Here is a 24975-nt window from a genome sequence, read left to right on the forward strand (position 1 = left end):
ATGTCAAAAAAAGTATTAGCTGTTTCATCAGGAGGTGGGCATTGGGTTCAGCTTATGAGGTTAAAAAAATCTTTTGTAGGCTGCAATCAAGTTTATGTGACAGTTAATGCAGATTATAAATCATATATTGATACTGATGCCGTATTTTATAAAATAAATGACGCAACGAGGTGGGATAAGTTCTCTTTAGTTATTTTAGTTCTCAGATTATTTTGGATTATAGCCTTAGAAAGGCCTGATATTACAGTTTCAACTGGTGCTGCACCTGGATATATAGCAATTAGAATTGCAAAATTATTTGGCTCTAAAACTATTTGGATTGATAGTATAGCAAATGTCGAAAAGATATCTCTTTCAGGTGAAAAAATTTCAAAGCATGCAGATTATTGCTTAACCCAGTGGGAGCATTTACAAAATGATAAATTTGTCTTTTTAGGTAAGTGTTTATGATTTTTCTTACAGTTGGTTCGCAGATGCCATTTGATAGAATGGTATCAATAGTCAATGAATGGTCAAGTCTAAACCCCCATATCGAAATTGTTGCACAAGTTGGTAACTCGAATTCTAGCTTTACTAATTTAACTACAATTAAAAATGTCAAACCAAAAGAGTATGATCAATATATATCACGTGCAGAGTTAGTCATTGGTCATGCTGGTATGGGGACGGTGATAACATGTCGAGACCTTAATAAACCACTAGTTGTAATGTCAAGGCGAGGGGATTTATTTGAAACAAGGAATGATCATCAAATAGCAACTACTAAATGGATAAAAAATTTTCCATATATTGAGGAGTTTTCAACAGTGGAAGAACTTGGTATTTCTATTAATAAACTACTGGATAAATCAGTTGAAATGGAAGTAAAACCTTCTTCTAATAGTGAATTAGTATCTAATATAATTAATATTATTGATAGAGTATAAAATGAGATTTTGTTTGTTTCGTAGTATGTTGTCTGATGATCTTTATAGGGCAGTTGGTAAACGTGGTTTTTTTAATGGACTAAAGTGCTATATAACAGGTCAGGGGTTTAAATATTTATTTTTTTTGCGAATATGTCAGTTTTCAAAAAAAAATAAGCTAATTAAGTACACTATTTATCCTTTTCTTAGATTTTACTTAAGTAGGTTAGAATTTAAGTTAGGAATTTCAATACCAGTTTCTACAATTATAGGTCCTGGATTTTATATAGGCCATTTTGGGGCGATAATAATTAGTAGTAGCGCTGTTATAGGAAAAAATTGTAACGTTTCTCAAGGTGTTACAATTGGCCGAACAAGTAGAGGAAAGCGCATCGGTGCTCCTATTATTGGCGATAATGTTTATTTAGGTCCAGGAAGCATAGTTTCTGGTAATATAGAGATCGGTGACAATGTGGTCATAGGTGCTGGATGTGTTGTAAATTTTTCAATCCCAGAAGGAAGTGTTGTAGGTTCACCCAGACCAGTCATAATCACACAAAATGGTTCGGAAGGTTATGTTAACAATAGAGTCTGAATTTTAGGTTTAGTGTTATGAACAAATTTAAAAAAATATCTTTTTATGTTTTATATTCAATTTTTTTTCAATACTTACCAAACGGTTTCGGTATTATTGGTAAGTTATCAAATATATTAAGAAGGTTTGTGTGTAGAAGAATTTTTACCGAAACAGATGAAGAATTTAATGTGTATAATAATGTTAAATTTCCATTTAATGGTTCTTTAGTTATGAGGAAGAAGTCAAACTTAGGCCCAAGAGCTCTCATAACCGGAAGAGGCCGTGTTACGGTTGGATGTCATGTTATGATGGGTTATGAGTGTTACATAATTACCCAGAATCATAAATATTTAGAAGAAGGCTATGATGGTTATGAACAAAAAGATGTACTTATTGATGATTATTCGTGGATTGGACATCGAGTAACAATTTTACCTGGAATAACAATTGGTAAGCATGCGATTGTAGCTGCAGGAGCTGTTGTAACTAAGGATGTTCCTGACTACGGGATTGTAGGCGGAAACCCAGCTAAATTTATAAAGTCTAGAAGAGATTAATTGTCAACATAATTGCCATTTTATGAATTCAACTCATTTAATTTGTTGGATAGGTTTAATATAACGAATAAATAACCTTAATTCTGGATTGTTTTTTTACTCCCTGATTAGATTGTCTATACTTCCGTGTTGTAGAACTTTACTATTATTTTTGATTATTTTGTTAAATGCCAATGAGCCAAGTTGGTAACAGACATGTAATTGCCCCTTAATTTGCAAAAATATTCTATTTTACCACTGATAAATTGAGTGAATCCTCAATATTTCTTTAATTGAAAGTAAGTTTGAATAAGTTTGCATCTGCACGCGGAACTTTTAGATGGTTCAGGGCGTTTATCTATAATTTACAATACGTTTGAGAAACTCCAGCTTTTAATTATTACAGCTGTCAAGAGTTTCTACATCATGGCTGGCCTCAATCAGTTCTTCGCAAGTATGGCTGTGGATGGAGCAGGCATCGCCGGTTACCAGAATTTCCATGGATTATTAATTATAGATTTAAATGGCGTTTTCCATTATATTTAGTGCGATTGTCATGTCTGATAATAGTCATCTTAATAGAAATAGACTTTCCTAAAAGGAAATCAATTTTATCTGGTCGCGTTATTCTTTCCATTCTACTGAACTTGATACTTGATGAATAAGTTTTGGCTTTTGAATCTTCGACTTAATACGTATAGCTATTAGCCTGATGAGACGAGTAGAGAATTCCTATGATTGTTCCGGTAATTTTAGCAGGAGGCTCGGGTACCCGATTATGGCCGTTATCCCGTACTGCTTTCCCAAAGCAATTCTTTGCACTCTCAGGTCAACTGACAATGCTTCAGCAGACTTGTGATCGTTTGCAAGGCATGCAATTTCATAAGCCAATGGTTATCTGTAATGAAGAGCATCGGTTTTTGGTGGCTGAGCAAATGCGTCAGTTGGGTTCCAGTGCTGATATTTTACTTGAGCCTGCCGGACGTAATACTGCGCCGGCGATTGCATTGGCTGCTCAGCATGCGAGTGCTAAAGCATCCGGTATTGATCAGGCTGTACTGTTAGTTTTAGCGGCTGATCATGTTATCGAAGACACTGCAGCTTTTCAGGCGGCAGTTCAACGACTATTGCCAGAAGTATGTGACGGTAAGTTTGGCACATTAGGTATTGTGCCTACTGAGCCTGCTACGGGTTACGGTTATATTAAGCCTGCAAGTTCTGGCTCGGATATACAGCAAGTCGCTGAGTTTGTTGAAAAGCCAGATGCTCAAACTGCCTGCCAGTATATTGAGGATGGTTATTTCTGGAACAGTGGTATGTTCATGGTATGTGCCGATCGGTATTTGGAAGAACTAAACCGATATCGGCCGGATATTACCCAGGCATGTAATGCTGCAATGGCTGATGTTTCCCATGACATGGATTTTATCCGGGTTGATAAGGCTGCGTTTGAGGCTTGTCCGGATGAGTCTATCGACTATGCCGTGATGGAACCTTTGTGTGCTGCTGGTGATTCAGTTGTAATGACAGCGCTTGATGCTGGTTGGAGTGATGTCGGCAGTTGGTCTGCGCTTTGGGAAATCTCTGATAAGGATGTCGATGGTAATGCGGTTACTGGCGCAGGGGAGACTGTCCTCAAAGATACTTCAGGCAGTTACGTATATTCGCAAGACCGTTTGGTAACAACGCTTGGTGTTGATGATCTTGTGGTTATTGATACCCCTGATGCTTTGCTGGTTGCCAGTAAAGATAAAGTGCAGGATGTAAAAAGCATTGTTGCTGAGATTAAAGCGTCTGGGCGCAGTGAGCACCATCAGCATCGTAAAGTGTATCGCCCTTGGGGTAAGTACGATTCCATTGATAACGGCGAACGCTATCAGGTAAAGCGTATTACGGTTAACCCAGGTGCAAAGCTGAGCTTACAGATGCATCACCACCGGGCAGAGCACTGGATTGTTGTATCCGGGACTGCAAAAGTTACGAATGGTGATCAGACATTCTTAGTTGGCGAAAATGAGTCAACCTTCATTCCTATTGGCGTTACTCACAGCCTTGAAAACCCGGGGATGATTCCATTAGAACTGATTGAGGTTCAGTCCGGGTCTTATCTCGGTGAAGATGATATCGTCAGATTTGAAGACTTATACGGGCGAAACTGATCAGACAAAAAAAGCCGCATATGCGGCTGTTTTATTAGCTTTTTTATTAGTAATCCGGTTATTAGTAAACGTTTATTAATAGCCTAGTGGATTCTGCTTTTGCCAGTTCCAGTGGTCACTGATCATATCTGTTAGATCATGCTCAGCTTGCCAGCCTAGTTGCTCTTTGCTGTAAGTAACAGAAGCGTAGCACTCTGCAATGTCTCCGGCTCTTCTTGGAGCGACTTTGTAATTGATTTGCTGTTTTGATATTTTTGAAAACGCATTCACAATTTCAAGTACTGAATTTCCGTTACCCGTACCCAGATTATATTCTTTGCATTGATGATTGCTTTCTTTACTCGTTATCTTCGACAACGCAGCAAGGTGTCCGCGAGCTAAGTCGACCACGTGAATGTAGTCGCGCACACCTGTGCCATCTGGAGTTGGGTAGTCATCACCGAAAACACTTAGGCACTCAAGCTTGCCACTGGCTATCTGTGCTACATAGGGCATCAGGTTATTTGGTATTCCGCTTGGATCTTCACCAATCAGGCCGCTTTTATGGGCGCCAACGGGGTTAAAGTAACGCAGGATAGCTGTATTCCACTGGTCGTCTGAAACTGAGATATCCCGAAGGATGTTCTCGATCATCAGCTTTGACTGACCATAAGGATTGGTTGCTGATAGTGGGAAGTCTTCAGTTATCGGTAGGGAAGCCGGGTCGCCATAGACGGTGGCAGAAGAGCTGAATACCAGGTTCTTACAGTTAGCTTCGGTCATTGCTGCAAACAGAAGCAGTGAGGCAGCTACATTGTTCTGATAGTAGTTGATTGGTTTTTCTACAGACTCACCGACCGCTTTATACCCTGCAAAGTGTATAACCGCTTCAATGTTGTTCTGACTGAATACTGTATTCAGTAAACTCGCATCGGAAACATCACCTTCAACCAATGCTGGGGGGGGGCCGCATATAGTTTCTATACGATTGAGTACTTCTGGTTTTGAATTACAAAAGTTGTCTAAGATGAGTACATCATAGCCAGCTTCGATCAGTTCGATACAGGTGTGGCTGCCAATGTAACCGGCGCCGCCGGTAACCAGAATTGTCATGATGAGTCCTTTTAGATTGAACGGGTAATATCCATGTAAAGATTGGCAAATTATACAGGGGTTTTACATGCCTGATAATTGTTATATCAACGATAGTAGCCACTTTCTAAAATACTCAGCACCTTGTTTCGGCCGGGCTGTTTGCTCAGGTTCGAGCATTAAAAACTGTGAGGTGGTTTCTACACTGCTGCTAACCGGTTTAATCAGCAGGCCGCTGGCCAGATAGTCATCTACCAGGTTTTCCCACCCAAGTGCCAGGCCCTGACCATTGAGCGCGGACTGAATTACTAACAGGTAGTTATTGATGTTCATCCGTGGGCCAGCGTCGGCTTTGTATTCAATATTGCAGGCGCGGAACCAGGCTTGCCAGCTGAGCCATTCTTCATCGACTATCAAAATTAGCTATGCTTTCTAGTCTCATTGTAGTGAGTGGTTGCTATGTTCAGCTGCAATAGTCCAGTATACTTTCATCGTTTGAATTGGTGATAGCAGGATTGAGACATAAGACGAAAAACTCCAGATTTATTCTTCTATGTGACAGTTGTATAAGGACTTAATATGCGTCGTATTATCGTAACCGGTGGGGCTGGCTTTATAGGCTCGGCAGTTATTCGATATTTAATCAAATCTACAGACAACTTTGTGGCTAATGTTGATAAACTTACATATGCAGGTAATTTGGATTCATTAAATGAGATTAGTGACTCGCAAAAGTATCAGTTTTTTGGTGTAGATATCTGTGATAAAGCAGCACTGGAAAAAGTTTTTGATGAGTTTAAACCGACTGATGTCATGCATTTAGCTGCTGAAAGCCATGTTGACCGCTCTATTGATGGGCCTGCGGCATTTATTCATACCAATGTTGTAGGTACTTGCGTGTTGTTAGAGGTCGCACGTGAGTATTGGTCAGTACTGGATAGGCAAAAAAAAGACGCGTTTCGATTTCATCATGTGTCTACGGATGAAGTCTATGGTGACCTTGAAGGTACTGAAGACCTATTTACTGAAGAAACACCTTATGCGCCCAGCAGCCCATATTCGGCCAGTAAAGCAAGTTCAGATCATTTAGTAAGAGCGTGGGGGCGGACTTATGGCTTTCCGATTCTTTTGACAAATTGTTCAAATAATTACGGTCCTTATCATTTCCCTGAAAAATTGATTCCTCATGTAATTCTAAATGCGTTAAGTGGTAAGGCTTTACCTGTATATGGCGATGGCAAGCAAGTACGGGACTGGTTGTATGTTGAAGATCATGCAAGGGCACTTGTAACAGTCTTGATGAACGGAAAGCTTGGTGAAACTTATAACATCGGTGGTCATAATGAAAAGCAGAACATAGAAATTGTAGAGACAATTTGTGAATTGCTTGAGGAAATGGTGCCTGGTAAACCAGAGGGCATCAATCAGTATAGAGACTTAATAGAGTTCGTTAATGATCGTCCTGGTCATGATGTACGTTATGCGATTGACGCTTCTAAAATAGCTGAACAGCTAGGTTGGCTCCCGGAAGAAACTTTTGAAACTGGTATCAGGAAAACAGTTTGTTGGTACCTGGAAAATAGTTGGTGGTGGGAAAAAGTTCTTAACGGTGATTATCGTCTTGATCGTTTAGGCAGTGTTTAATTTTTGGATTAAGTATGACTAAGTACAAAGGTATTATTTTAGCCGGTGGTTCAGGTTCTCGTTTGCACCCCATCACTTTAGGTACATCAAAACAACTGTTACCTATTTATGATAAACCGATGATCTATTATCCAATTTCGGTTTTGATGTTGTCTGGTATTCGTGAAATTTTAATAATTTCAACGCCTGAGGACATGCCTGGTTTTAAACGTTTGCTTGGTGACGGTAGCCAGTTTGGTGTTGATTTTAGTTATGAAGTTCAGCCTACACCTGATGGGCTTGCTCAGGCATTCCTGATTGGTGAAAAGTTCATTAATGAAGATCATGTTGCTCTTGTTCTTGGAGATAACATTTTTTATGGTCAGCACTTTAGCGATAAGCTTAAATCCGCGGTTACCAGAGAAAATGGTGCAACTGTATTTGGTTATCATGTAAGTGATCCGGAGCGGTTTGGTGTAGTTGAGTTTTGTGATGATGGCAAAGCTCTGAGTATTGAGGAGAAGCCTCTAAGCCCTAAATCAAATTATGCAGTTACTGGTTTGTATTTTTATGACAATGATGTCATTGAAATTGCTAAATCTATTAAACCTTCTTTACGTGGTGAGTTAGAGATTACAGATGTTAATAACGCTTATTTAAATCGCGGGGATCTTAATGTCGAGATGCTTGGTCGCGGCTTTGCCTGGCTAGATACTGGAACACATGACTCATTGATTGATGCAAGTATGTTTGTTCAGACTGTTGAAAAGAGACAAGGCTTTAAAATTGCCTGTCTAGAAGAAATATCTTATCAGAATGGCTGGATAGACGAATCACGGCTGGCTATGCAAGCAGAAAAGCTAGCTAAAACGAACTATGGTCAATACCTATTTTCACTGATTGGGAACGGAAAATAATGAACGTTTTAAAAACGTCTATACAAGATGCAGTGATTATAGAACCAAAGGTTTTTGGTGATGACCGTGGTTTTTTTTTGGAGACGTTTCGAGAAAATCGATATGCAGAGTTAATTGGTTCAGAACTTAGTTTTGTTCAGGATAATCATTCTAGGTCCAGTAAGGGGGTTTTGCGTGGTTTGCATTTTCAGCACAAGAGACCGCAGGGCAAGTTAGTTAGAGTTGTTCGTGGTGAAGTGTTTGATGTTGCTGTTGATATTCGCCGAGATTCACCAACCTATGGACAGTGGGAAGGTGTGATTTTAACAGAAGATAATAAGCGTCAGTTCTGGGTTCCTCCTGGATTGGCGCATGGTTTTTTAGTGTTGTCTGATGTCGCAGATTTTGAGTACAAATGCACAGATTACTATGATCCGCTAGATGAAGGTTGTTTATCTTGGGATGATCCTACTGTAGGTGTTGAATGGCCTGTTGTAGATCAACCGTTACTTTCATCGAAGGACCTTCTAGGTAAGCGGCTAGCTGACCTATGAGTACTGATAAGTGGCTAATTACGGGGGCTAATGGGCAGCTTGGTAGCTGTGCGCAAGATTTATTCAAAGCGAAGGGGATTAAATTTGTAGCTCTGAGCTCTTCCGAACTAGATGTAACTGACAGATTGCAAGTGATGTCGCAGTTAGATCAGATTAAACCCACTGTAGTGCTGAATGCAGCAGCTTTTACTGCCGTTGATAAGGCTGAGGCAGAGCAGGAAGTCGCTACTGCTGTAAACGTCGAAGGACCAGGCTTGTTGGCAGAATGGTGTGATATTAATAATGCTGTGTTGATTCATATATCGACAGATTATGTTTTCGATGGTGTTTCGTCTTCTGCTTATAAAGAATCCGATAGTACAGCCCCAATGAGTGTATATGGCGTTACAAAACTTCAAGGCGAATTACTACTGGCAGAAAAACTAGAACGGTTTCTTATATTAAGAACCTCATGGGTTTTTAGCGAGTATGGTAATAACTTTGTTAAAACTATGTTGCGCTTAGGTCGTGATAGAGATCAATTGAGAGTTGTAAATGATCAGTTTGGATGCCCCACATATGCCGGTGATATTGCTGAAGCAGCCTATATTTTGCATTTGGCTGCTAAGCAAAATGATGAAGGGTGGGGTATTTACCATTATTGTGGAGATGTTGCTGTCAGCTGGTGGGAATTTGCGCGTCAAATTTTTAATACAGCAGTTGCTGAAGGTAAACAGTCGGTATCTCCAATCTTAAACGGTATACCGACATCGGAATATCCAACACCTGCTGTTAGGCCTCTTTTTTCGGTACTTGATTGCGCTAAAGCTGAAGCGTTATCAGTAGAGTTGTCTGATTGGAAAGAGCGCTTACGGATTGTGATTCCTAAGCTCTAAATTAGTGAAAGAAGCCATTTCCTGAAATACTCAGCACCTTGTTTTGGCCGAGCTGTCTGCTCAGGTTCAAGCATTAAAAACTGGGAGGTGGTTTCTACACTGCTGCTAACCGGTTTAATCAGCAGGCCGCTGGCCAGATAATCATCTACCAAATTTTCCCACCCAAGTGCCAGGCCCTGACCATTGAGCGCGGATTGTATTACCAGTAGGTAGTTATTGATGTTCATCCGTGGGCCAGCGTCAGCTTTGTATTCAATATTGCAGGCGCGGAACCATGCTTGCCAGCTGAGCCATTCTTCACCCACTTCCAGTGTTAGTAGTGTGCCTTTTAGCATGTCTTCAGTTGCCTGGATATGCGGGTTCTTTTCAAGATAGCCGGGGCTGCATACCGGGAATACGTTTTCGGCAAATAATGGTGTTGCGTTCAGGTCTGCCGGCGTTTCGTGGCAGAAGAACAGCGCGATATCGAATTCATTGTGGCGGATGTCTTTCAGGGAGTCGACCGCCAGTATGCGTACATCTATGTCCGGATGTAACTCCTGAAAGGCGTTGAAGCGGGGCAGTAACCAGAAGGACGCCATAGCATGGGTCGTTACTACCGTTACCTGCTGATCACCCTGCCATTGCAGAATGTTACCGGTGGCACCTGCAACCAGTAACAGAGATTGTTGGATACTGTCGTAATATTCAGCGCCTGTATTCGTCAGAGTCAGGCTGCGTTTATCGCGGATAAACAACTTACGGCCGAGATAGTCTTCTAGGTGACGAATCTGACGGCTGACGGCGCCCTGGGTAACGTTGAGTTCATCGGCGGCCCGCGTGAAGCTCAGGTGGCGGGCAGAAGACTCAAATACAACCAGGCTGTTGAGCGGTGGCAGGGGAGTAATACGCATAGGTATTTGTTGGCTCTTATTGTTATTTTTTGTAATAGATAATGGCGATTTTAAGCTTTAAGCCGGTTTAAAGGTGTTGAGCTTTAAGCAGAATTTTCGCTACATATTCTTTTATTATCAGGCAATTTAGTGAGTTTTTAAGGTTTTTTCAATCTTGTTCTTAATGCATTACATTTTGTAATGAATCGGCGACCGAAAAGTCGTTTGTCAGCTTTCCGGGTGCGCCGCTACTATTGAGGGATAAACAGGGTATTTATGAGAGTCGTTAAACAGCAGCGCAACACTGCGAGACTCAACATGATGCCTGAGAATAAGAATCCACCGGTTGTAGTCTGTTTGCCGGTTCCTTTTGAGAGCACACTTATGACTGATTCAATGCTGAAAATCCCTCTGGCTACTCTGGACGCCGTCCATAAACCTATTGCTGATGCGAGCGGCATGCCTAACGCGGTTTATGATGACCCCGCTATGTTTGAATACGAGCGCGATAATGTTCTGGGTAAAACCTGGGCGGGCTTGGCATTCGGTAGCGAATTGCCTAAAAAAGGCTTCGCAAAGCCGGTCGATTTTATGGGCCTGCCACTGGCGATCATGCGTAACCGTGATGGCGAAATTAACGTATTTCATAACGTCTGTAGCCACCGCGGCATGATTCTGCTGCGTGAAGAAACTGAAGTAGAAGGTATGGTGCGTTGCCCGTATCACTCCTGGACCTATGATCTGAACGGTAACCTTAAGGGCACGCCACACATTGGCGGTGTTGGTGTACATAAGGCGGAAGGCTTTGTGTGTGAGAAGCACGGCTTACGTAAGGTCCGTTCGGCCATGTGGAACGACATCATATTTATTAATCTGTCCGGTGAAGGCATTGCTTTTGAAGACTACATTTCGCCACTGGTACAGCGCTGGGAAGAGTTCACCGGCAAGGGCGGTTTTGACAAGGTAAGTGTTGCGCCAACGGGCAGTGCTATGGAGCTGACTGTAATGGCGAACTGGAAGCTGGCGGTAGAGAACTACTGCGAGGCTTATCATCTACCATGGGTTCACCCAAGCCTGAATACGTATTCGCCGCTGGATCAGCATTACAACCTGATTGTAAATGACGACATGTCTGGCCAGGGCAGTTACACCTATAACCTGTCTGATGTTGCTGGCACAAGCTTGCCGCAGTTTACTGACTGGCCACAGGATAAGATCCGTCAGGCTGAGTATATTTCCTTGTACCCGAACGTACTGTTAGGCGTACAGGCTGATCACGTGTTCTCAATTATTCTTCAGCCAAAGGCAAACAACGAGACTTTGGAGAAACTGCAGCTAGCCTATGTGGGCGATGAAGCTTGTGGCGATAAGTACGCTGCTTGCCGTTCATCCGTGCTGGAAAGCTGGAAGGTTGTATTTGGGGAAGACGTATTTGCTGTAGAAGGTATGCAGAATGGTCGTAAGTCTCCGGCATTCCAGGGCGGCGTATTTTCACCAGTATTAGACGGACCAACGCATCATTTCCATCAGTGGGTCGCTAACCGTTATGCTGAGTCTATGGCGTAAGCCTTCAGACAGACTGGAGTAATACATGACAGAACAAAAAAACTGGCAGAATTTCATTGCCGGCGAGTGGGTTGATGGCAGCGAAACTATCGACGTGCTTGATCCAGCTAATGGTGAAGTATTTGCCAGTATGGCCGCAGCGAATGAGGCTGACATTGACCGGGCAGTAACCGCTGCCCGTGCGTGTGTCGCCAGTGGTGTACTGACTGACTGCAGGCCTGCACAGCGGGCCGATATCCTTTACCGTATTGCCGGTGAAATTCATGCGCTGGCGGAACGTGGTGCTGCTTTGCTGGTTCAGGAAAGCGGTAAGTCATTGGACGATGCCATGGGTGAGTTCACCACAGCCGCGCGTTATTTCGAATATTACGCGGGTATGGCGGACAAGATTGAAGGTAAGTCTATTCCATTAGGCAACGACTATGTCGATTTTACCTACTACGAGCCAATTGGCGTTTCTGCCCAAATAGTTCCGTGGAATTTCCCGGTTGATATTTGCGCCCGTTCACTGGCGCCAGCATTGGCGGCTGGTAACGCGGTTGTTGTTAAAACACCGGAGAACACGCCTTTAGCTATGTTGTTACTGGCGGAAGCTTGCCAGCGTGCCGGATTGCCAGATGGTGCTCTAAGCATTATCAACGGTTATGGCTATAGCACCGGCGCACAGCTGGTGGCCCATCCGGGGGTTGATCAGATTGTCTTTACTGGTTCTGTTGCAACTGGCCAGGCGATTCTGCGTTCTGCTGCAGACCGTGCTCTGCCTTGTGTAATGGAGCTTGGCGGTAAGTCTGCCGCGGTTGTGTTTAACGATGTAAACATGGATCAGCTGCTGAGCAGTGTGAAGTGGGGCATCTTCTTTAATGCTGGTCAGGTTTGCTCAGCTATGTCCCGAATGCTGGTGCAGCGTGATGTATATGATCAGGTTGTGGCAGCAGTTAAAGATTTAGCTCAGAGTTTACGTATGGGCCCTGGCATGGAGAATTCAGATCTGACGCCGCTGGTGTCAGCTGACCAGCAACAGCGGGTTGCCAGTATTGTTGAGCGCGCTAAAGATGAAGGCGCCCGGTTAGTAACAGGCGGTAGTATTCCTGACCGTGCCGGTTATTTCTTCGAAGCAACAGTATTTGCAGATGTTACGCCTGAGATGAGCATCTTCCGTGATGAAGTATTTGGCCCGGTATTGGCCATTACGCCATTCGATACAGAAGAAGAAGCCTGGGAACTGGCCAACGGCACAGACTTCGGTTTAGTCGCCGGTGTATTCACTCATGACCTAACTCGCGCAATGCGTGCCAGCCGTAAGTTGCAGGCGGGGCAGGTGTTTGTGAACGAGTGGTATGCAGGTGGCATTGAAACACCTTTTGGTGGTATCAAAATGTCTGGTTACGGTCGTGAAAAAGGCCAGGAAGCATTGTATAGCTATGTTCATACTAAGAACGTTGCTATTCGAGTGACCTGAAAAAATGGGGCTTGAAGAAAGGGCATGATGAACAGCCCTGATAAACAGTCCTGATAAAAGAACCCGGTGAAAATTAGTTATTCATTGGGCTGTTTTATCTAAAAAGCTGCTAAGTGGCTTTGTAATGAATTCAAAGCAGATTGTGTTTTAACTGGCGCATCTGCTTTTTGTTGGTTTTAATCAGAGGAAACAATCGTTTCCGGGGAGAGGAGTAGCGCGTGAGAAAATGGCTCTGTGTGGTATGTGGTTTAATTTATGATGAGGCCAAAGGCTGGCCTGATGATGGCATTATGGCGGGAACCCGCTGGGAAGATGTGCCTGATGACTGGCTTTGTCCCGATTGTGGCGTTGGCAAAGCTGACTTCGAAATGATCGAAATCACTGAATCCCCTGTAGCTACTTCTTCTGTTGCTGAATCCGTTTCTGATGCGCCTATTGCTGCGGTACTGAACGACGAGCCACCAGTTGTTATTGTTGGCAGTGGTTTTGCGGGTTACACACTTGCAGAGACGCTACGCGAAAAATCACCGCAGAAGCCAATCATTGTTTTCACGTCTGATGACGGCGCTAACTACTCTAAACCTGGCCTCTCGAATGCACTGACCCGAGGCAAGAGTGCAGCACAGTTGGTAACTGAAACTGCATTGCAAATTGAAAAACGTCTTAATATCCGTATTTATACCCGTGTTCAGGTTGAGCGTATTGATGCTGACGCGCATTTATTGCACACCGATATTGGTGAGCAAGCGTATAGCAAACTGATACTGGCCACTGGCGCGGCGCCAATTCGTTTACCGCTGGCAGGCAGTGGCGCAGCAGATGTTCTGAGTGTGAATGATTTAGGTGATTACCGGGTGATGCGTGCTCAGCTGGAAGGGGCAAAGAAAGTCTGCATTATTGGTAATGGCTTAATCGGCTGTGAGTTTGCTAATGACCTGAGTAATCAGGGGCTGAATGTAACGGTTGTTGGTCTGGGTGACTGGGCAATGCAAGGCCTGATACCGCAGCAGGTAGGTGAGCAGCTTCAGTCTAAGCTGGCAGAGCAAGGTGTTAACTGGCAGCTACAGGACAGCGTTGAGATTGTTGATCAGGCTGATTCCGGTTATCTGTTAACGCTAACCAGTGGTGTAAAAGTTGAAGCTGATCTGGTGATATCCGCCGTAGGTCTTAAGCCACGCACTGAACTGGCACAAACTGCAGGCATTGACTGTAATCGTGGCGTAAAGGTGAATGGCGGATTACGGACTAACGTAGCAGATGTGTATGCTTTGGGTGACTGTGCTGAACTGCAGGGCAAAGTACTGCCTTATATTGCGCCGATTAACTTTGGTGTACGTGCACTGGCAGATTGCCTGCTAGGACGGCCGACGATGGCACAGTATCCTTATATGCCAGTTGTGGTTAAAACCCCTGCATTACCATTAACGATTCAGTCTCCGGAAGTTGGCAGTGAAGGTGACTGGCAGACTGAAACGACAGATGACGGTATGCGCAGTTTGTTCCGTGATTCTGCAGGTATGCTTAAAGGTTTTGTATTGGCTGGTAGCTGTACGTCTGAACGTCAGCAATGGCTTGATCAGCTAATCTGAACTGATTGATTTTGCTACCCAATGTGGTGTTCTACTGCATGGTCTTGTAGCTTTCTGATTGCTAGTGTTAAGGGTAATCTTTGAGCTACAGGATGCATGCGTGAGATTGTTTCCTTTTTTCTTTCACAAACAGTTTGTTAAACCTTTTCTTCCGGGGATTGTGCTGACTGCTTCCTGTCTGTTCAGCAGTCTTTGTTCTGCCTCACTTGAAGAACTCTCTGAATTTATTGATGCTGGCCAGTATGGCAAAGCCTATGAGTTAGCCAACACAATGCTGGCTGAACATGAAGGTGACCCTGTATTCGATGTTCAGTATGCAGTAGCTGCCATTGAGACCTTTAACCTTGAAGAAGGGGTCTTCGCATTAGAGCGTGTCTTGCTTGTTGAGCCAGATAACCAGCTAGCCAAACTTGAACTTGCCCGTGGTTATTACCAGCAGCGAAAGTTTGATCAGTCTGCAGCTATGTTTAATGCCGTTAAAGCTAACCAGCCACCTCCAAGAGTAGCGACCCGCATCGATCGGTATCTTGCTTTGATCGAAGCAAAACGGGTTAACCGCTTTACCCGGGTACAGGGTTTTATCGAACTCTATGCCGGTTACGATTCTAATATAAACGCTGCGCCAGACAGCCAGTTAACCCGTGTGGTACTGAGTAATGATGCCTTAGGGCGGGATGATTCATTTGCTGCACTAAAAGCAGGTTTGGATGTAGAGCACCGTTATGCCGAAGACAAATCACTGATTCTTGAAACCCGTTTTGATGTCCGCAGCTATAACACTGAAGATCAGCAGGATAACTCTAATCTGACTTTAAAAGCTGGTCATCGCTGGTATCAGGATAATAACCAATACCAGATAAACCTTGTTCGTCAGGATTATCGGCTGGATCAGAAGTCATACAGAAACCTGCTGGGTGTCGGCTTCGACTGGAACCATCAGTTGAGTAACCGCAGTTTACTGCGCTCTTATTTTGCCGTTAATGATCTTGATTATGACACTACAAGCTGGAGAGATTCTCGCCAGTACAGTTTAGGGACCAATTATCTGTATGCCGGTGATGGTGAGTTAAAGCCGGTGTATGTTTTAGGCGGTTTTATCGGTAACGAGAAACCAGATAATCCGGGGGTGTTGGCGAATGCTGATGTCGACCGGGACTTTTACGGTGTGAGTCTGGGCGTACAGCTGACACCGATGCAAGACCTTACACTGATGCCGAGTCTGGTATATCAGGTAAGTGAATATGCGGGGGCGCACTGGATTTACGGTGTTAAACGTAAAGACAAGTATGCCGCGTTAAATCTAAGTATGAATTGGCGGTTCAAGCCTGACTGGTCGTTGTTGGCCACTTACAGCTATGCCGATGCTAATTCAAACATTGAACTGAATGATTACCGGCGAGAGCAGATTAATTTAGGCCTGCGCCGGGATTTTAAGTGAGGTGGCGACATGTTATATGCAACAGCAGTAACGCAAGCGCCTTATGGCCGACGTTTGCTATTACCCCTTTCCTTCATGCTGGCGATTCTGCTGGCTGCTTTTCCGGCCAGTGCCGCTGATGTAGTAGGTAAGGTAATTCTTAGTATTGGCCAGAATCAGGCGACAACTCCTGATGGTCAGGTACGTAAACTTGCCCGTAAGGCGGAGGTGTATGCCGACGATTTGCTTGCAACCAGCGCTAAAGGGCGGCTACAGATACGTTTTACTGATGGCTCACGTTTATCGCTCCGGGCCAGTTCTGAATTTAAGATTACCGAATACCGCTTTGATGCTGCTGAGCCTACTGAGGGCAAGGCTATTTATAAGTTGTTAAAAGGTGGCATGAGAACTTTATCTGGCCAGATTGGTAAGGTTGATAAAGAAGATTACCGGCTGGAGACGACCGTCGCCACGATCGGTATTCGCGGTACAGATTTTGTCATCGTTAAAAATGGTGATTCAGTTACAGGTTCGGTTAACAGTGGTGAGATAAATGTTGCGGGTATTGATGGCTCCAGAACCGAGAATATAGCCGCGGGCGAGTCTTTTGTGATCCAGACTGAAGGTGCTATTCAGGTATTTGAAACCCCGGCAACTTCAGAAACAGGAGAAGGTTCTGCTGCAGAAGGTGATTCTGAAGAAACGGAAGAATCTGAACAAAGCTCTGAGGAAGATACAGACGAAGGCTCTGCAGACGGGGATGATCAGGCAGGATCCGACGATGCTAACGGTCAGAACTCTAACGAAGATACAGATGGTTCGCAGACAGCATCCGCTACAGGTTCAGGAGTTCTGGTATCTGGCGAGAGCACTGAGACTAGCGAGGTATCACTTAACATTAATACTGATTCAGCCTTGCTGCCAGATACCAGCATACCGGCAACTGACCCTCAGGAAAGCAATACCCAGACAAACCCCAGTATTGCACCTAACCCAACGGGGAATGGTGTGCTGGCGCCGGATAACAGTGTAGTTGCAGTTGCATTCACTGAAAGCGAAGCCGGTGTATTGCGCAGTGGTAACGGCAGTGTACCTGTCGCTAGCGGCTCTACAGTGATGATAGACAGTAGCGGTTCAAGTGGTGATGTTGTTACGGGTATCAACTATGTTGATAGCACTGGCCGATCGTCTGCGCCATGTTCACCTTGTACCTTTACCAGCCCGTCTTCATTAGGCGTAGTTCGGGCAGCAGGAAGTACTACATTGGGAGGCGTGAAGGTGTCCTGGGGCCGTTGGGATTCAGGTTTCTCGCTGATTGAAAATGGTGTGGCGACTGAAACATCCGGTGGCTTTAGCTTTATGTACGCTAACAGCATGACGACTGCTGCAGAGATGGCAACAGTTATCGCAGGGAAGACAGGGTCTTATCTGTACAGTTTCTCGCCGGGCTCACAATCGATGACTGCGCCACAGATAGAAAATGGCAGTACCGGTAGCCTGATTGGTTATGGTGATAACAGTGTTTCCAAGGCTGCTGGGCAGCTTTATTACGGCACCTACATGGTCGTTGACTGGGATACGCAGAAAATTTCGCAAACCTCTGTTGTTGCACAAATTCATGATGGTACAGATATCAGAACATATAAATTAGAGGATTCCAGCCAAGTTGATCTGAGTGCTGTACTGAATGGTAGCCAGGTATCGTTGACAGGAACATGTTCCGGAAGCACCTGTACGAATGTAGAGACAGATACGACGCTTTCCGGGCAAATGTCAGTTAACTTTATTGGTGGTCAGGCAGATGGTGCCGTTACCTCTTACGGTGCCAGTGGTGTTACACCTGGCGGTACGACTGCGACTGTATCGGGTACTGCTTTATTACAAAATAATGGTTTAGCACCGTAAATTGCAAAGCCAGTTTATTAGGCTTATTTAAGGTCAGCCTAATAATGCTGCTGGCCAGGTAACTAGAAAATCAGATAGCTGGATAACCAGATAGTTTATAACGGTAATTGAAGAACGCCATGCTGCAGTTTACGCAGATCCTTTTCAGGCAGAAGTGTCAGGCAGCGATCCATGATTTCATCTTCAAACCCTGGTTTGAGGTGAGTGATCATAACCGGGCACTGATGAGTTAACAGGTCAAGCTGCTGAGCCAGGTGAGAAGGTGTCAGGTGGCCGCTGAGTTTAGCCAGTTCATCGACATCATCGGTAAAAGATACGTCGATGATAAGCAGATTAGGCTGTTTCTCGTTAAGGATCGGCCAGAGCGCATCGTTACACCCGCTGTCGCCGCTGAATGCGAAGCTGGCAGAATCAGAAGCAAGCAGATAACCAACGGTCGGCGTTGGATGCTCAGCAGGTAATACCTCAATGCTTTTGTGTTCAAGCTGGAGTATGTCGCCAACATTGACAGTATGTAGCCTGAGGATAGGCGTTGCTTCTGGCAGACAGGTATAGTCCGGCCAGATAACCCAGTTAAAGATGTGTTTTTGTAAGGCATCGATAACTTCGGGAAGGGCATATACATCAACAGGGGCCTGATGTTGGTCGAAGATAGTTGCCAGCATCAGCGGTAAGCCGGTGATGTGATCTACATGGGCGTGAGTGATCAGAACGGTGCGGATCTTTAGCATTTGCTCAAGAGTTAGGGATTCAACCCCGGTACCGGCATCGAGAAGCAGAGTGTCATCAACCAGAAAGGTGGTTGTTTTGAGTCCTTTGCCAATGCCGCCGCTACAACCGAGGATGTCTAACTTCATCTGATCACCTGTTCCGTTATGACCGGTAAAAATAACAACTGCTGATCGTTTGAGTTAAGTGACTGAATCAGCAGAAGAGTTTGATTTCAACGATACAAAATATCGGGCAATAATACTATGCACCAACAGCACGGGATTACCCGCAATGACAATACTGCCACCAGAGGAGCAGTCTGCTTATGATTGGTCGGTTTACATTTGGGCAGCGGTCCGTACGAAGCGGGCTTGGTTTATTGGTAACTCTGCTGATGTTATTACCGCTCATTCTTGATAACCGTCCGGTATTGCTTGAGCGCTTTGAGTCTGATCTTTATGACCTGCGGCTCCGTCAGTTTATGGAGCAGGAGCAGGACCCCCGTATAGTTATCATTGATATTGATGAAGCCAGCCTGGCAGAGCAGGGCCGCTGGCCATGGAGCCGCTATACACTGGCAGAAATGCTTAACCGGTTATTTGATGACTACGGTGTAGCCATTGTTGGCTTTGATATGCTGTTTGCAGAAGCTGACACCAATATTCCTATGGAAGCACTGGAACAATGGCTGGAAAGCCAGCCATCGCTACAGGGTAATCAACTTCGCAGCCAGTTAGCAGAGCTAAACCCTGATCACCGGTTTGCGGCAGCGCTGGCTGAACGGCCTGTAGTGCTGGGCTATGTATTTGATCGCAGTGCTCAGCAATTACAGGTGGGCAGCCCTGGCCTGCCGGTGACGGATGATGTGTTACTGGCCGATGTACCAGTGCCCAGAGCCAGCGGTGTCGTTGCCAGCCTGAATGAACTGCAGAGCAGCAGTGTCTGGAATGGTTTTATTGATAATCCCAGAGTAGATGCTGATGGTGTATATCGCCGGGTGCCCCTGCTACAGGAATACCAGTCACAATATTATCCATCGCTGGCGTTGGCGATGACCTTAGCGCTGTTTGAAGAGCGTCAGGTTACCCCCGTTCTTGAATCAGATGCTAATGGTTCGAATGCTGTGCTGGTGGCGGTAGATGCTGCAGGTATCAGTATTCCGGTAGACCGCGGAGGTTCTGTGCTGGTGCCATACCGGGGCCGCCAGGGTAGCTTTCCGTATGTATCCGCTACTGATGTAATTAATGGCCGCGCGAATACAGACACACTGGAAGGTGCAATCGTGCTGGTGGGAACCAGCGCTGCCGGGTTACTCGATTTAAGGGTAACGCCTGTAGGCAGCCGTTATGCAGGTGTTGAAGTGCATGCCAATATAATTGCCGGCATTCTGGATGAACGGATTAATCACAAACCGGATTACACTTTAGGTGTTGAGTTATTACAGGTGCTATTGAGTGGCATTCTTTTATCTTTATTGATTCCACGTACTTCTGTGCTGGTTTCAAGCTTCTTAACTCTGCTGTGGATAGCGGCACTGACGGGTTTTAATCTGTATGCATGGCAGACTTTGCAGTGGGTTATTCCGTTGGGTTACACCTTGTTTCTGGTTGCATTGCTGTATCTGTTTCAGCAAACCACAGGATACTTTTTTGAAACCCGTAATATCCGTAAATTAGCCGGACAGTTTGGTCAGTACATTCCGCCGGAAGTAGTTGAAGAATTAAGTGCTCAGAACGAAACGGTGCAGCTTTCAGGTGAAAGTCGGGAAATGACCGTGTTTTTCTCGGATATAAGGGATTTTACCAGTTTATCTGAGCAACTTACTCCGCAGCAGCTAACCCGGATGATGAATATCTATCTGACGGCGATGACAGCGAAAATTCACGACCGGCGTGGAACAGTAGATAAATATATCGGCGACGCGGTTATGGCTTTTTGGGGAGCGCCGCTGGATGATGCTTACCATGCCCGCCACAGCTTGCAGGCCGCACTTGATATGCTGGACGTTATGCCTGAATTAAACCGGCAGTTGCTCGCGGAAGATTTACCGGAAGTGTCCGTCGGCATGGGAATTAATACCGGCCAGATGAACGTCGGTAACATGGGTTCAAGTTTCCGCATGGCTTATACCGTGATGGGTGATGCGGTTAATCTGGCTTCCCGCCTGGAAGGCCTGACTAAGTTTTATAACTGTCCGCTGCTGGTGAGTGACGAACTGACTAAAAACGTACCTGAGTATTGTTTTCGCTACATTGACCGGGTGCGGGTGAAAGGTCGGTTTGAGGCCGTCGATTTGTATCAGCCGGTTGGCAAAAACGTGCAGGTAACGGCTGATCAAAAGATAGCTGTTGAGGTGTTTAACTCAGGTGTTCGGGCATATCAGCAACAGCAGTGGGAGGCGGCAGAGCAGGCATTCAGACGTTATCTGGATACTGATCCTGACGATTACTGTGCGCAAATGTATTTGCTGCGTATTGCTGAAAGCCGCGAGTCAGGTGAGCCTAAATGGGATGGTATTTATAGCCATCAGCAGAAATAACAGCCGTTAGCGAAGATAAAAGCCATCAGCAAAAATAGACCTTTGCTGATGACAGGTTAGGGTTAGGTTCGGGAAGGGCTAGGCCAGATTCAGGCCTGGGAGTTCAGAGATTTCAAACTGATCAATTTGCCGTGGCGACATATGGTTTTTCGCATATTGTCTGTAAGTTCCGCTTGTCACAAAGAGTTCGAACAGTTTAGGGTCAAGCTGTCCGTCTTCGACCATACGTCCAAGAATATTCATTGCCTTAGACAGCAGCATACCTTTCTTATAAGGCCTGTCTGGTGAGGTGAGTGCCTCGAATACATCTGCGATACACATAATACGTGCTCTCAGCGATAACTGATCACCGGTAAGACCTCGGGGATAACCGCCGCCATTCATGTGCTCGTGATGATTACAGGCAATTTCCGGCACCTGTGATAACTGGCGAGGGTATTTCAGGGACTCAAGCATATCGATGGTTACCTTGATATGGTCCCGCATGACCTGTCGTTCGTCCTCTGTCAAAGTGCCACGGTTAATGCATAGGTTGCTTACTTCATCTTCGCTGAGCAGGTTATGAATACCGTCTTCGTCTTCCCAGCGAATTTCACCGATGGCTTTCACGCGATTCTGATCCTCATCAGACATAAATTCTTTGCCGGTATTAGCCATACGCAAGAAGCTAAGGTCATCGCTGAGTTTTGTCAGTTGGTTATCCAGCTGTTGCTGTTGTTCTTCGGCGTCATGCGTAGTCAGGTGCGCACGTTGCTGCAGGAATGACAGTTGTAAATGCTGCTGATAGATCTTAAAACGACTGCTGATGAGTTCGATTCTGTCGAACATCGTATGTAGCTTAGTCGCCTTGTCGATGATGTATTCGGGAGTGGTGATTTTGCCGCAGTCGTGTAACCAGGCTGCAATACGTAATTCATACAGCTCCTGATCTGTTAGCTGAGTATCTGAAAAATGCCCCCGTTCGGCATCGTTAACGGCATCTGCCAGTAGCATGGCGATTTCCGGCACCTGTTCACAATGTTTACCTGTCACCGGTGATTTATGGTCAATGGCGCGGCCTATCAGTTTAATAAAAGACTCGAATAGCTCGCGTTGGGCATTAATCAGGCGTCGTTTAGTGAGTACGGTAGCTGCCAGAGAGGCGAGGGACTGCACCAGTTCCTTGTGTGTCTGATCAAACTCAATAATAGCGCCATCTTCGTCCATGGCGTTTATCAGCTGTAACACACCGATAGTCACATTCTCATGATCATTCAGCGGCACACAAAGGAACGACTTGGAACGGTAGTTGAGTTGTTTATCAAAGTTGCGGGTGCCTGAGAAATCATACTGGGTGCAGCTGTAAGCATCTGGAATATTGATGGTCTGTTTAGAGACAAAGGTTTGCACTGCAACCAGCTTAGAGGCCTGTTGTCGGGAGTTGTATATTTCAATGGTTGGAAAGTTACTGGGTTTGCCATGAATACCCAGTGAGCGGTTATGCAGTATGGCAATGTTCAGGTCATTATCACTGGATTCGTCCAGTGTATAGAGCGTACCACCATCAGCATTGGTAAGGTTCATGCAGCCCAGGATGATCCGATCCAGGAGTCGGACATGATCTGTCTCAGATGTCAGTGCTCCGGTCAGGTCAGCTAAATGCTGGATGATTTCCTGGGTTGAAAGGTGGCTCATAAGTATGGTTTCCGGGTGTCATTAACCAGCAATTTTGTTATGTGTTTGGCTATGTTGTTGGTTGATTGTAACTGGCTGTTTTTTAATGTGATTTTCTCGCAGATAGCGTATAGCAAATACGTCTCCGGGTACGGGTTTACCATAATAATACCCCTGGCCGTAATCACAGTTTTCCTCGCGGATAAACTGACTTTGCTCCTGCGTTTCTATGCCTTCAGCAACTACCTGTAAATCGAGACTGCGGGCGATTGAAATAATGGCGCGGGCGAGTTTTTGATCTTGTTTATTCTCAACAATGTTGGCGATAAAACTACGGTCAATCTTAAGCGTGTCGAAAGAGTACTTCTTGAGATAACTTAATGAAGAGTATCCGGTACCAAAATCATCCAGCGAAGTGCGTACACCTAATTCCTGAATAGTACGAATGGTTTTAATGGCCCGGTGTTCGTCTTCAATCAGCACGCCTTCGGTTATTTCAATTTCCAGATATTCGGCAGGTAACTGGTAACATTCGAGCAGTTCAGCAATATACGCGCTGAACTGGTCGTCTTTGAATTGCATAGGCGAAATGTTAACAGCAATTCTAAAAGCTGCCGGAAATATTTTGTGCCATCTGCTGGCCTGTTTTATAGCCGTGCGCAGTACAAAATTACCTATCTCGATGATTTGTCCGGTTTGTTCGGCAACATGAATAAACTGATCAGGCCGCACATTGCCTAATACCGGGCTAAACCAGCGTAGCAATGCTTCTGCACCGACTGTATTGCCTGTTTGGGTACAGATAATGGGCTGGTAGTGAAGAATTAACTCGTCATTTCTTAGTGCTTCGGCCAGATGTGTTTCAAGTAAATAGCGCTGGTTAATAAGAGATTCTGTGGCTTCGCTGAAGAAACCATAACTGAGTTCCTGCTCTTTACTGGCCGTCATAGCTGCGCTGGCTTTCTGGATGAGCAACTGGGCATCCATGCTGTCGTGGGGAGCCATTGCAATGCCGATGTTGGCGATAACAGCAATGGAATGCCCATGAATACTGTAGGCCTGGTGTATGAGTTTGTTTATTTGCTGCACCAGAACCAGTGTTTGTTCCTGAAAATCCTGAGCATTGGCCTGCAAAGGTTTTTGCGCCTGACTGATGATGACAAATTCATCGCCAATTATACGGGCAGCAAACTGATGGTGCTCCAGATTGCTTTGAATTCGCCGGGCCAGTTCACGTAAAACGGTATCGCCGATGACATGGCCATAACTGTTGTTGATCGATTTAAAGTTGTTCAGGCTCAGGTATAAAATCGCAATGCCGCTTTCATTCTGGTCCAGTTGTTCAAGCTGGGCTTCTAGGCTTTGAAGCAATGAATTACGGTTAGCCAGACCAGTGAGGGCATCGTACTGTTGGTTGTATTGCAGAGTGTGTTCACTGGCGTTACGTCGGTCAATCTCATTACTGAGTTTACGATTCAGAGCTTCAAGCTCCTGAGTACGTTCAGCAATACGGGCTTCAAGTTGAATATTCGCCAGCTCGAAGCTGCTTTTTTCGAAGATGATGCGTAAATCTGTTTCGATGGTTTGCTGAAAGCGTTGCAGTAAGTTGATGGCTTGTGGGGTATAGCAGTTTTCTTCACTGTCGAGCATGCAAATAGTGCCGAATGGTGATCCGTCAGGCCAGTTCAGTGGCACACCACAATAAGAGATCATTCCCAGTTTAATATCCGGATTCTGATCCCAGTCGGTATCTTTGAGTGCGTTAGGTACCAGCAACTGTGCTTTATTGGCGATAACGGTTTCGCAATATAAACCCTGACCAAGTGTTTCGGTCATACCGGAATCGTACGGGTTATCGTTACTTTCACTTGAAGCAAATACCTGAATATTATCGCAGCTAATGCGCATAATCAGCGCCGCCGGAATATCAGCTAATTCAGCAATCAGGTTAACGGTTTGCTGCCATCCCTGAAATATCTCTTCAGATACTTTCAGTTCTTCACTGTTAACTTGCATAGGTACAGTCCAACTCCTTCAGACATCACACACAGTTATAGCATTAGTAGCA

21 protein-coding genes and 1 pseudogene are annotated in these 24975 nt (G+C 45.0%); 16 read left to right on the forward strand and 6 right to left on the reverse strand.

Going from position 1 to position 24975, the window contains the following annotated elements; translation table 11 throughout:
- The 5 genes from OCU49_RS10685 (at position 1) to OCU49_RS10705 (ending at position 4177) form a co-directional block, all read left to right on the forward strand.
- Complete coding sequence (locus OCU49_RS10685) at positions 1-450, forward strand: glycosyltransferase family protein (protein WP_261844973.1); 450 nt, start codon at positions 1-3, stop codon at positions 448-450.
- A complete protein-coding gene (locus tag OCU49_RS10690; RefSeq protein ID WP_261844974.1) occupies positions 447-926 on the forward strand; it encodes a glycosyltransferase in 480 nt (159 codons plus the stop codon). The genes OCU49_RS10685 and OCU49_RS10690 overlap by 4 nt, the downstream gene beginning before the upstream one ends.
- A 1-nt stretch (position 927) precedes the next feature.
- Positions 928-1500 (forward strand): serine O-acetyltransferase, encoded by a 573-nt coding sequence (locus OCU49_RS10695; RefSeq protein ID WP_261844975.1) that lies wholly within the window; start codon positions 928-930, stop codon positions 1498-1500.
- Between the two features lie 290 nt (positions 1501-1790).
- The gene (locus tag OCU49_RS23770; protein ID WP_261845223.1) at positions 1791-2039 is read left to right on the forward strand and encodes an acyltransferase; all 249 of its coding nucleotides are present in this window, start codon (positions 1791-1793) and stop codon (positions 2037-2039) included.
- A gap of 713 nt (positions 2040-2752) precedes the next feature.
- Positions 2753-4177 (forward strand): mannose-1-phosphate guanylyltransferase/mannose-6-phosphate isomerase, encoded by a 1425-nt coding sequence (locus OCU49_RS10705; protein ID WP_261844976.1) that lies wholly within the window; start codon positions 2753-2755, stop codon positions 4175-4177.
- 75 nt (positions 4178-4252) lie between these two features.
- Here OCU49_RS10705 and galE read toward each other — a convergent pair whose 3' ends face one another.
- Together galE and OCU49_RS10715 are read right to left on the reverse strand one after the other, a co-directional pair.
- Positions 4253-5269 carry a UDP-glucose 4-epimerase GalE gene (galE, locus tag OCU49_RS10710; protein WP_261844977.1) on the reverse strand — a complete coding sequence of 339 codons (1017 nt, stop codon included), beginning with the start codon at positions 5267-5269 and terminating at the stop codon, positions 4253-4255.
- Between the two features lie 81 nt (positions 5270-5350).
- Positions 5351-5665, reverse strand: a complete 315-nt coding sequence (locus OCU49_RS10715; protein WP_261844978.1) for a type 2 periplasmic-binding domain-containing protein — start codon at positions 5663-5665, stop codon at positions 5351-5353.
- A 162-nt stretch (positions 5666-5827) separates the two neighbouring features.
- Between OCU49_RS10715 and rfbB the strand changes: the two genes are divergently transcribed.
- The 4 genes from rfbB to rfbD are packed head-to-tail and all read left to right on the forward strand — an operon-like array spanning position 5828 to position 9196.
- A complete protein-coding gene (gene rfbB / locus OCU49_RS10720; protein WP_261844979.1) occupies positions 5828-6892 on the forward strand; it encodes a dTDP-glucose 4,6-dehydratase in 1065 nt (354 codons plus the stop codon).
- A gap of 14 nt (positions 6893-6906) precedes the next feature.
- Entirely contained in the window at positions 6907-7788 is an 882-nt protein-coding gene (rfbA, locus tag OCU49_RS10725; protein WP_261844980.1) for a glucose-1-phosphate thymidylyltransferase RfbA, read from the forward strand.
- Positions 7788-8321, forward strand: a complete 534-nt coding sequence (gene rfbC, locus OCU49_RS10730; RefSeq protein ID WP_261844981.1) for a dTDP-4-dehydrorhamnose 3,5-epimerase — start codon at positions 7788-7790, stop codon at positions 8319-8321. Before rfbA ends, rfbC begins: the two co-directional genes overlap by 1 nt.
- Entirely contained in the window at positions 8318-9196 is an 879-nt protein-coding gene (rfbD, locus tag OCU49_RS10735; protein ID WP_261844982.1) for a dTDP-4-dehydrorhamnose reductase, read from the forward strand. Before rfbC ends, rfbD begins: the two co-directional genes overlap by 4 nt.
- Here the strand turns inward: rfbD and OCU49_RS10740 are convergent.
- Positions 9193-10089, reverse strand: coding sequence for a LysR substrate-binding domain-containing protein (locus tag OCU49_RS10740; protein ID WP_261844983.1), 897 nt, complete (start codon positions 10087-10089; stop codon positions 9193-9195). The genes rfbD and OCU49_RS10740 overlap by 4 nt on opposite strands.
- Positions 10090-10452: 363 nt before the next feature.
- Here OCU49_RS10740 and OCU49_RS10745 point away from each other — a divergent pair, with 363 nt between their 5' ends.
- The 6 genes and pseudogenes from OCU49_RS10745 (at position 10453) to OCU49_RS10770 (ending at position 18004) form a co-directional block, all read left to right on the forward strand.
- Positions 10453-11634, forward strand: coding sequence for an aromatic ring-hydroxylating oxygenase subunit alpha (locus OCU49_RS10745; RefSeq protein ID WP_261844984.1), 1182 nt, complete (start codon positions 10453-10455; stop codon positions 11632-11634).
- 25 nt (positions 11635-11659) lie between these two features.
- Positions 11660-13093: an aldehyde dehydrogenase family protein gene (locus OCU49_RS10750; protein WP_261844985.1), complete on the forward strand. Its 1434-nt coding sequence runs from the start codon at positions 11660-11662 to the stop codon at positions 13091-13093.
- A 218-nt stretch (positions 13094-13311) separates the two neighbouring features.
- A pseudogene (locus OCU49_RS23725) lies at positions 13312-13473 on the forward strand (rubredoxin); the annotation flags it as partial.
- Positions 13462-14682: an FAD-dependent oxidoreductase gene (locus OCU49_RS10760; RefSeq protein ID WP_261845224.1), complete on the forward strand. Its 1221-nt coding sequence runs from the start codon at positions 13462-13464 to the stop codon at positions 14680-14682. The pseudogene OCU49_RS23725 and the gene OCU49_RS10760, both read left to right, overlap by 12 nt.
- A gap of 100 nt (positions 14683-14782) precedes the next feature.
- A complete protein-coding gene (locus OCU49_RS10765; RefSeq protein ID WP_261844986.1) occupies positions 14783-16120 on the forward strand; it encodes a porin family protein in 1338 nt (445 codons plus the stop codon).
- A 9-nt stretch (positions 16121-16129) separates the two neighbouring features.
- Positions 16130-18004 (forward strand): FecR family protein, encoded by a 1875-nt coding sequence (locus OCU49_RS10770; protein WP_261844987.1) that lies wholly within the window; start codon positions 16130-16132, stop codon positions 18002-18004.
- 95 nt (positions 18005-18099) lie between these two features.
- Here OCU49_RS10770 and OCU49_RS10775 read toward each other — a convergent pair whose 3' ends face one another.
- Positions 18100-18861, reverse strand: a complete 762-nt coding sequence (locus tag OCU49_RS10775; RefSeq protein ID WP_261844988.1) for a 3',5'-cyclic-nucleotide phosphodiesterase — start codon at positions 18859-18861, stop codon at positions 18100-18102.
- A 179-nt stretch (positions 18862-19040) separates the two neighbouring features.
- On the opposite strand from OCU49_RS10775, the gene OCU49_RS10780 reads away from it, so the two are divergent.
- On the forward strand, positions 19041-21254 hold the full coding sequence (locus OCU49_RS10780; protein ID WP_261844989.1) for a CHASE2 domain-containing protein: 2214 nt from the start codon (positions 19041-19043) through the stop codon (positions 21252-21254).
- Positions 21255-21332: 78 nt separating this feature from the next.
- Here the strand turns inward: OCU49_RS10780 and OCU49_RS10785 are convergent, their stop codons facing one another.
- Together OCU49_RS10785 and OCU49_RS10790 are read right to left on the reverse strand one after the other, a co-directional pair.
- A complete protein-coding gene (locus OCU49_RS10785) occupies positions 21333-22928 on the reverse strand; it encodes an HD domain-containing phosphohydrolase (protein WP_261844990.1) in 1596 nt (531 codons plus the stop codon).
- A 21-nt stretch (positions 22929-22949) separates the two neighbouring features.
- Complete coding sequence (locus OCU49_RS10790; protein ID WP_261844991.1) at positions 22950-24923, reverse strand: bifunctional diguanylate cyclase/phosphodiesterase; 1974 nt, start codon at positions 24921-24923, stop codon at positions 22950-22952.
- Positions 24924-24975 lie beyond the last annotated feature (52 nt).

The sequence above is a fragment of the Aliamphritea ceti genome (assembly GCF_024347215.1).
GTDB lineage: Bacteria > Pseudomonadota > Gammaproteobacteria > Pseudomonadales > Balneatricaceae > Amphritea > Amphritea ceti.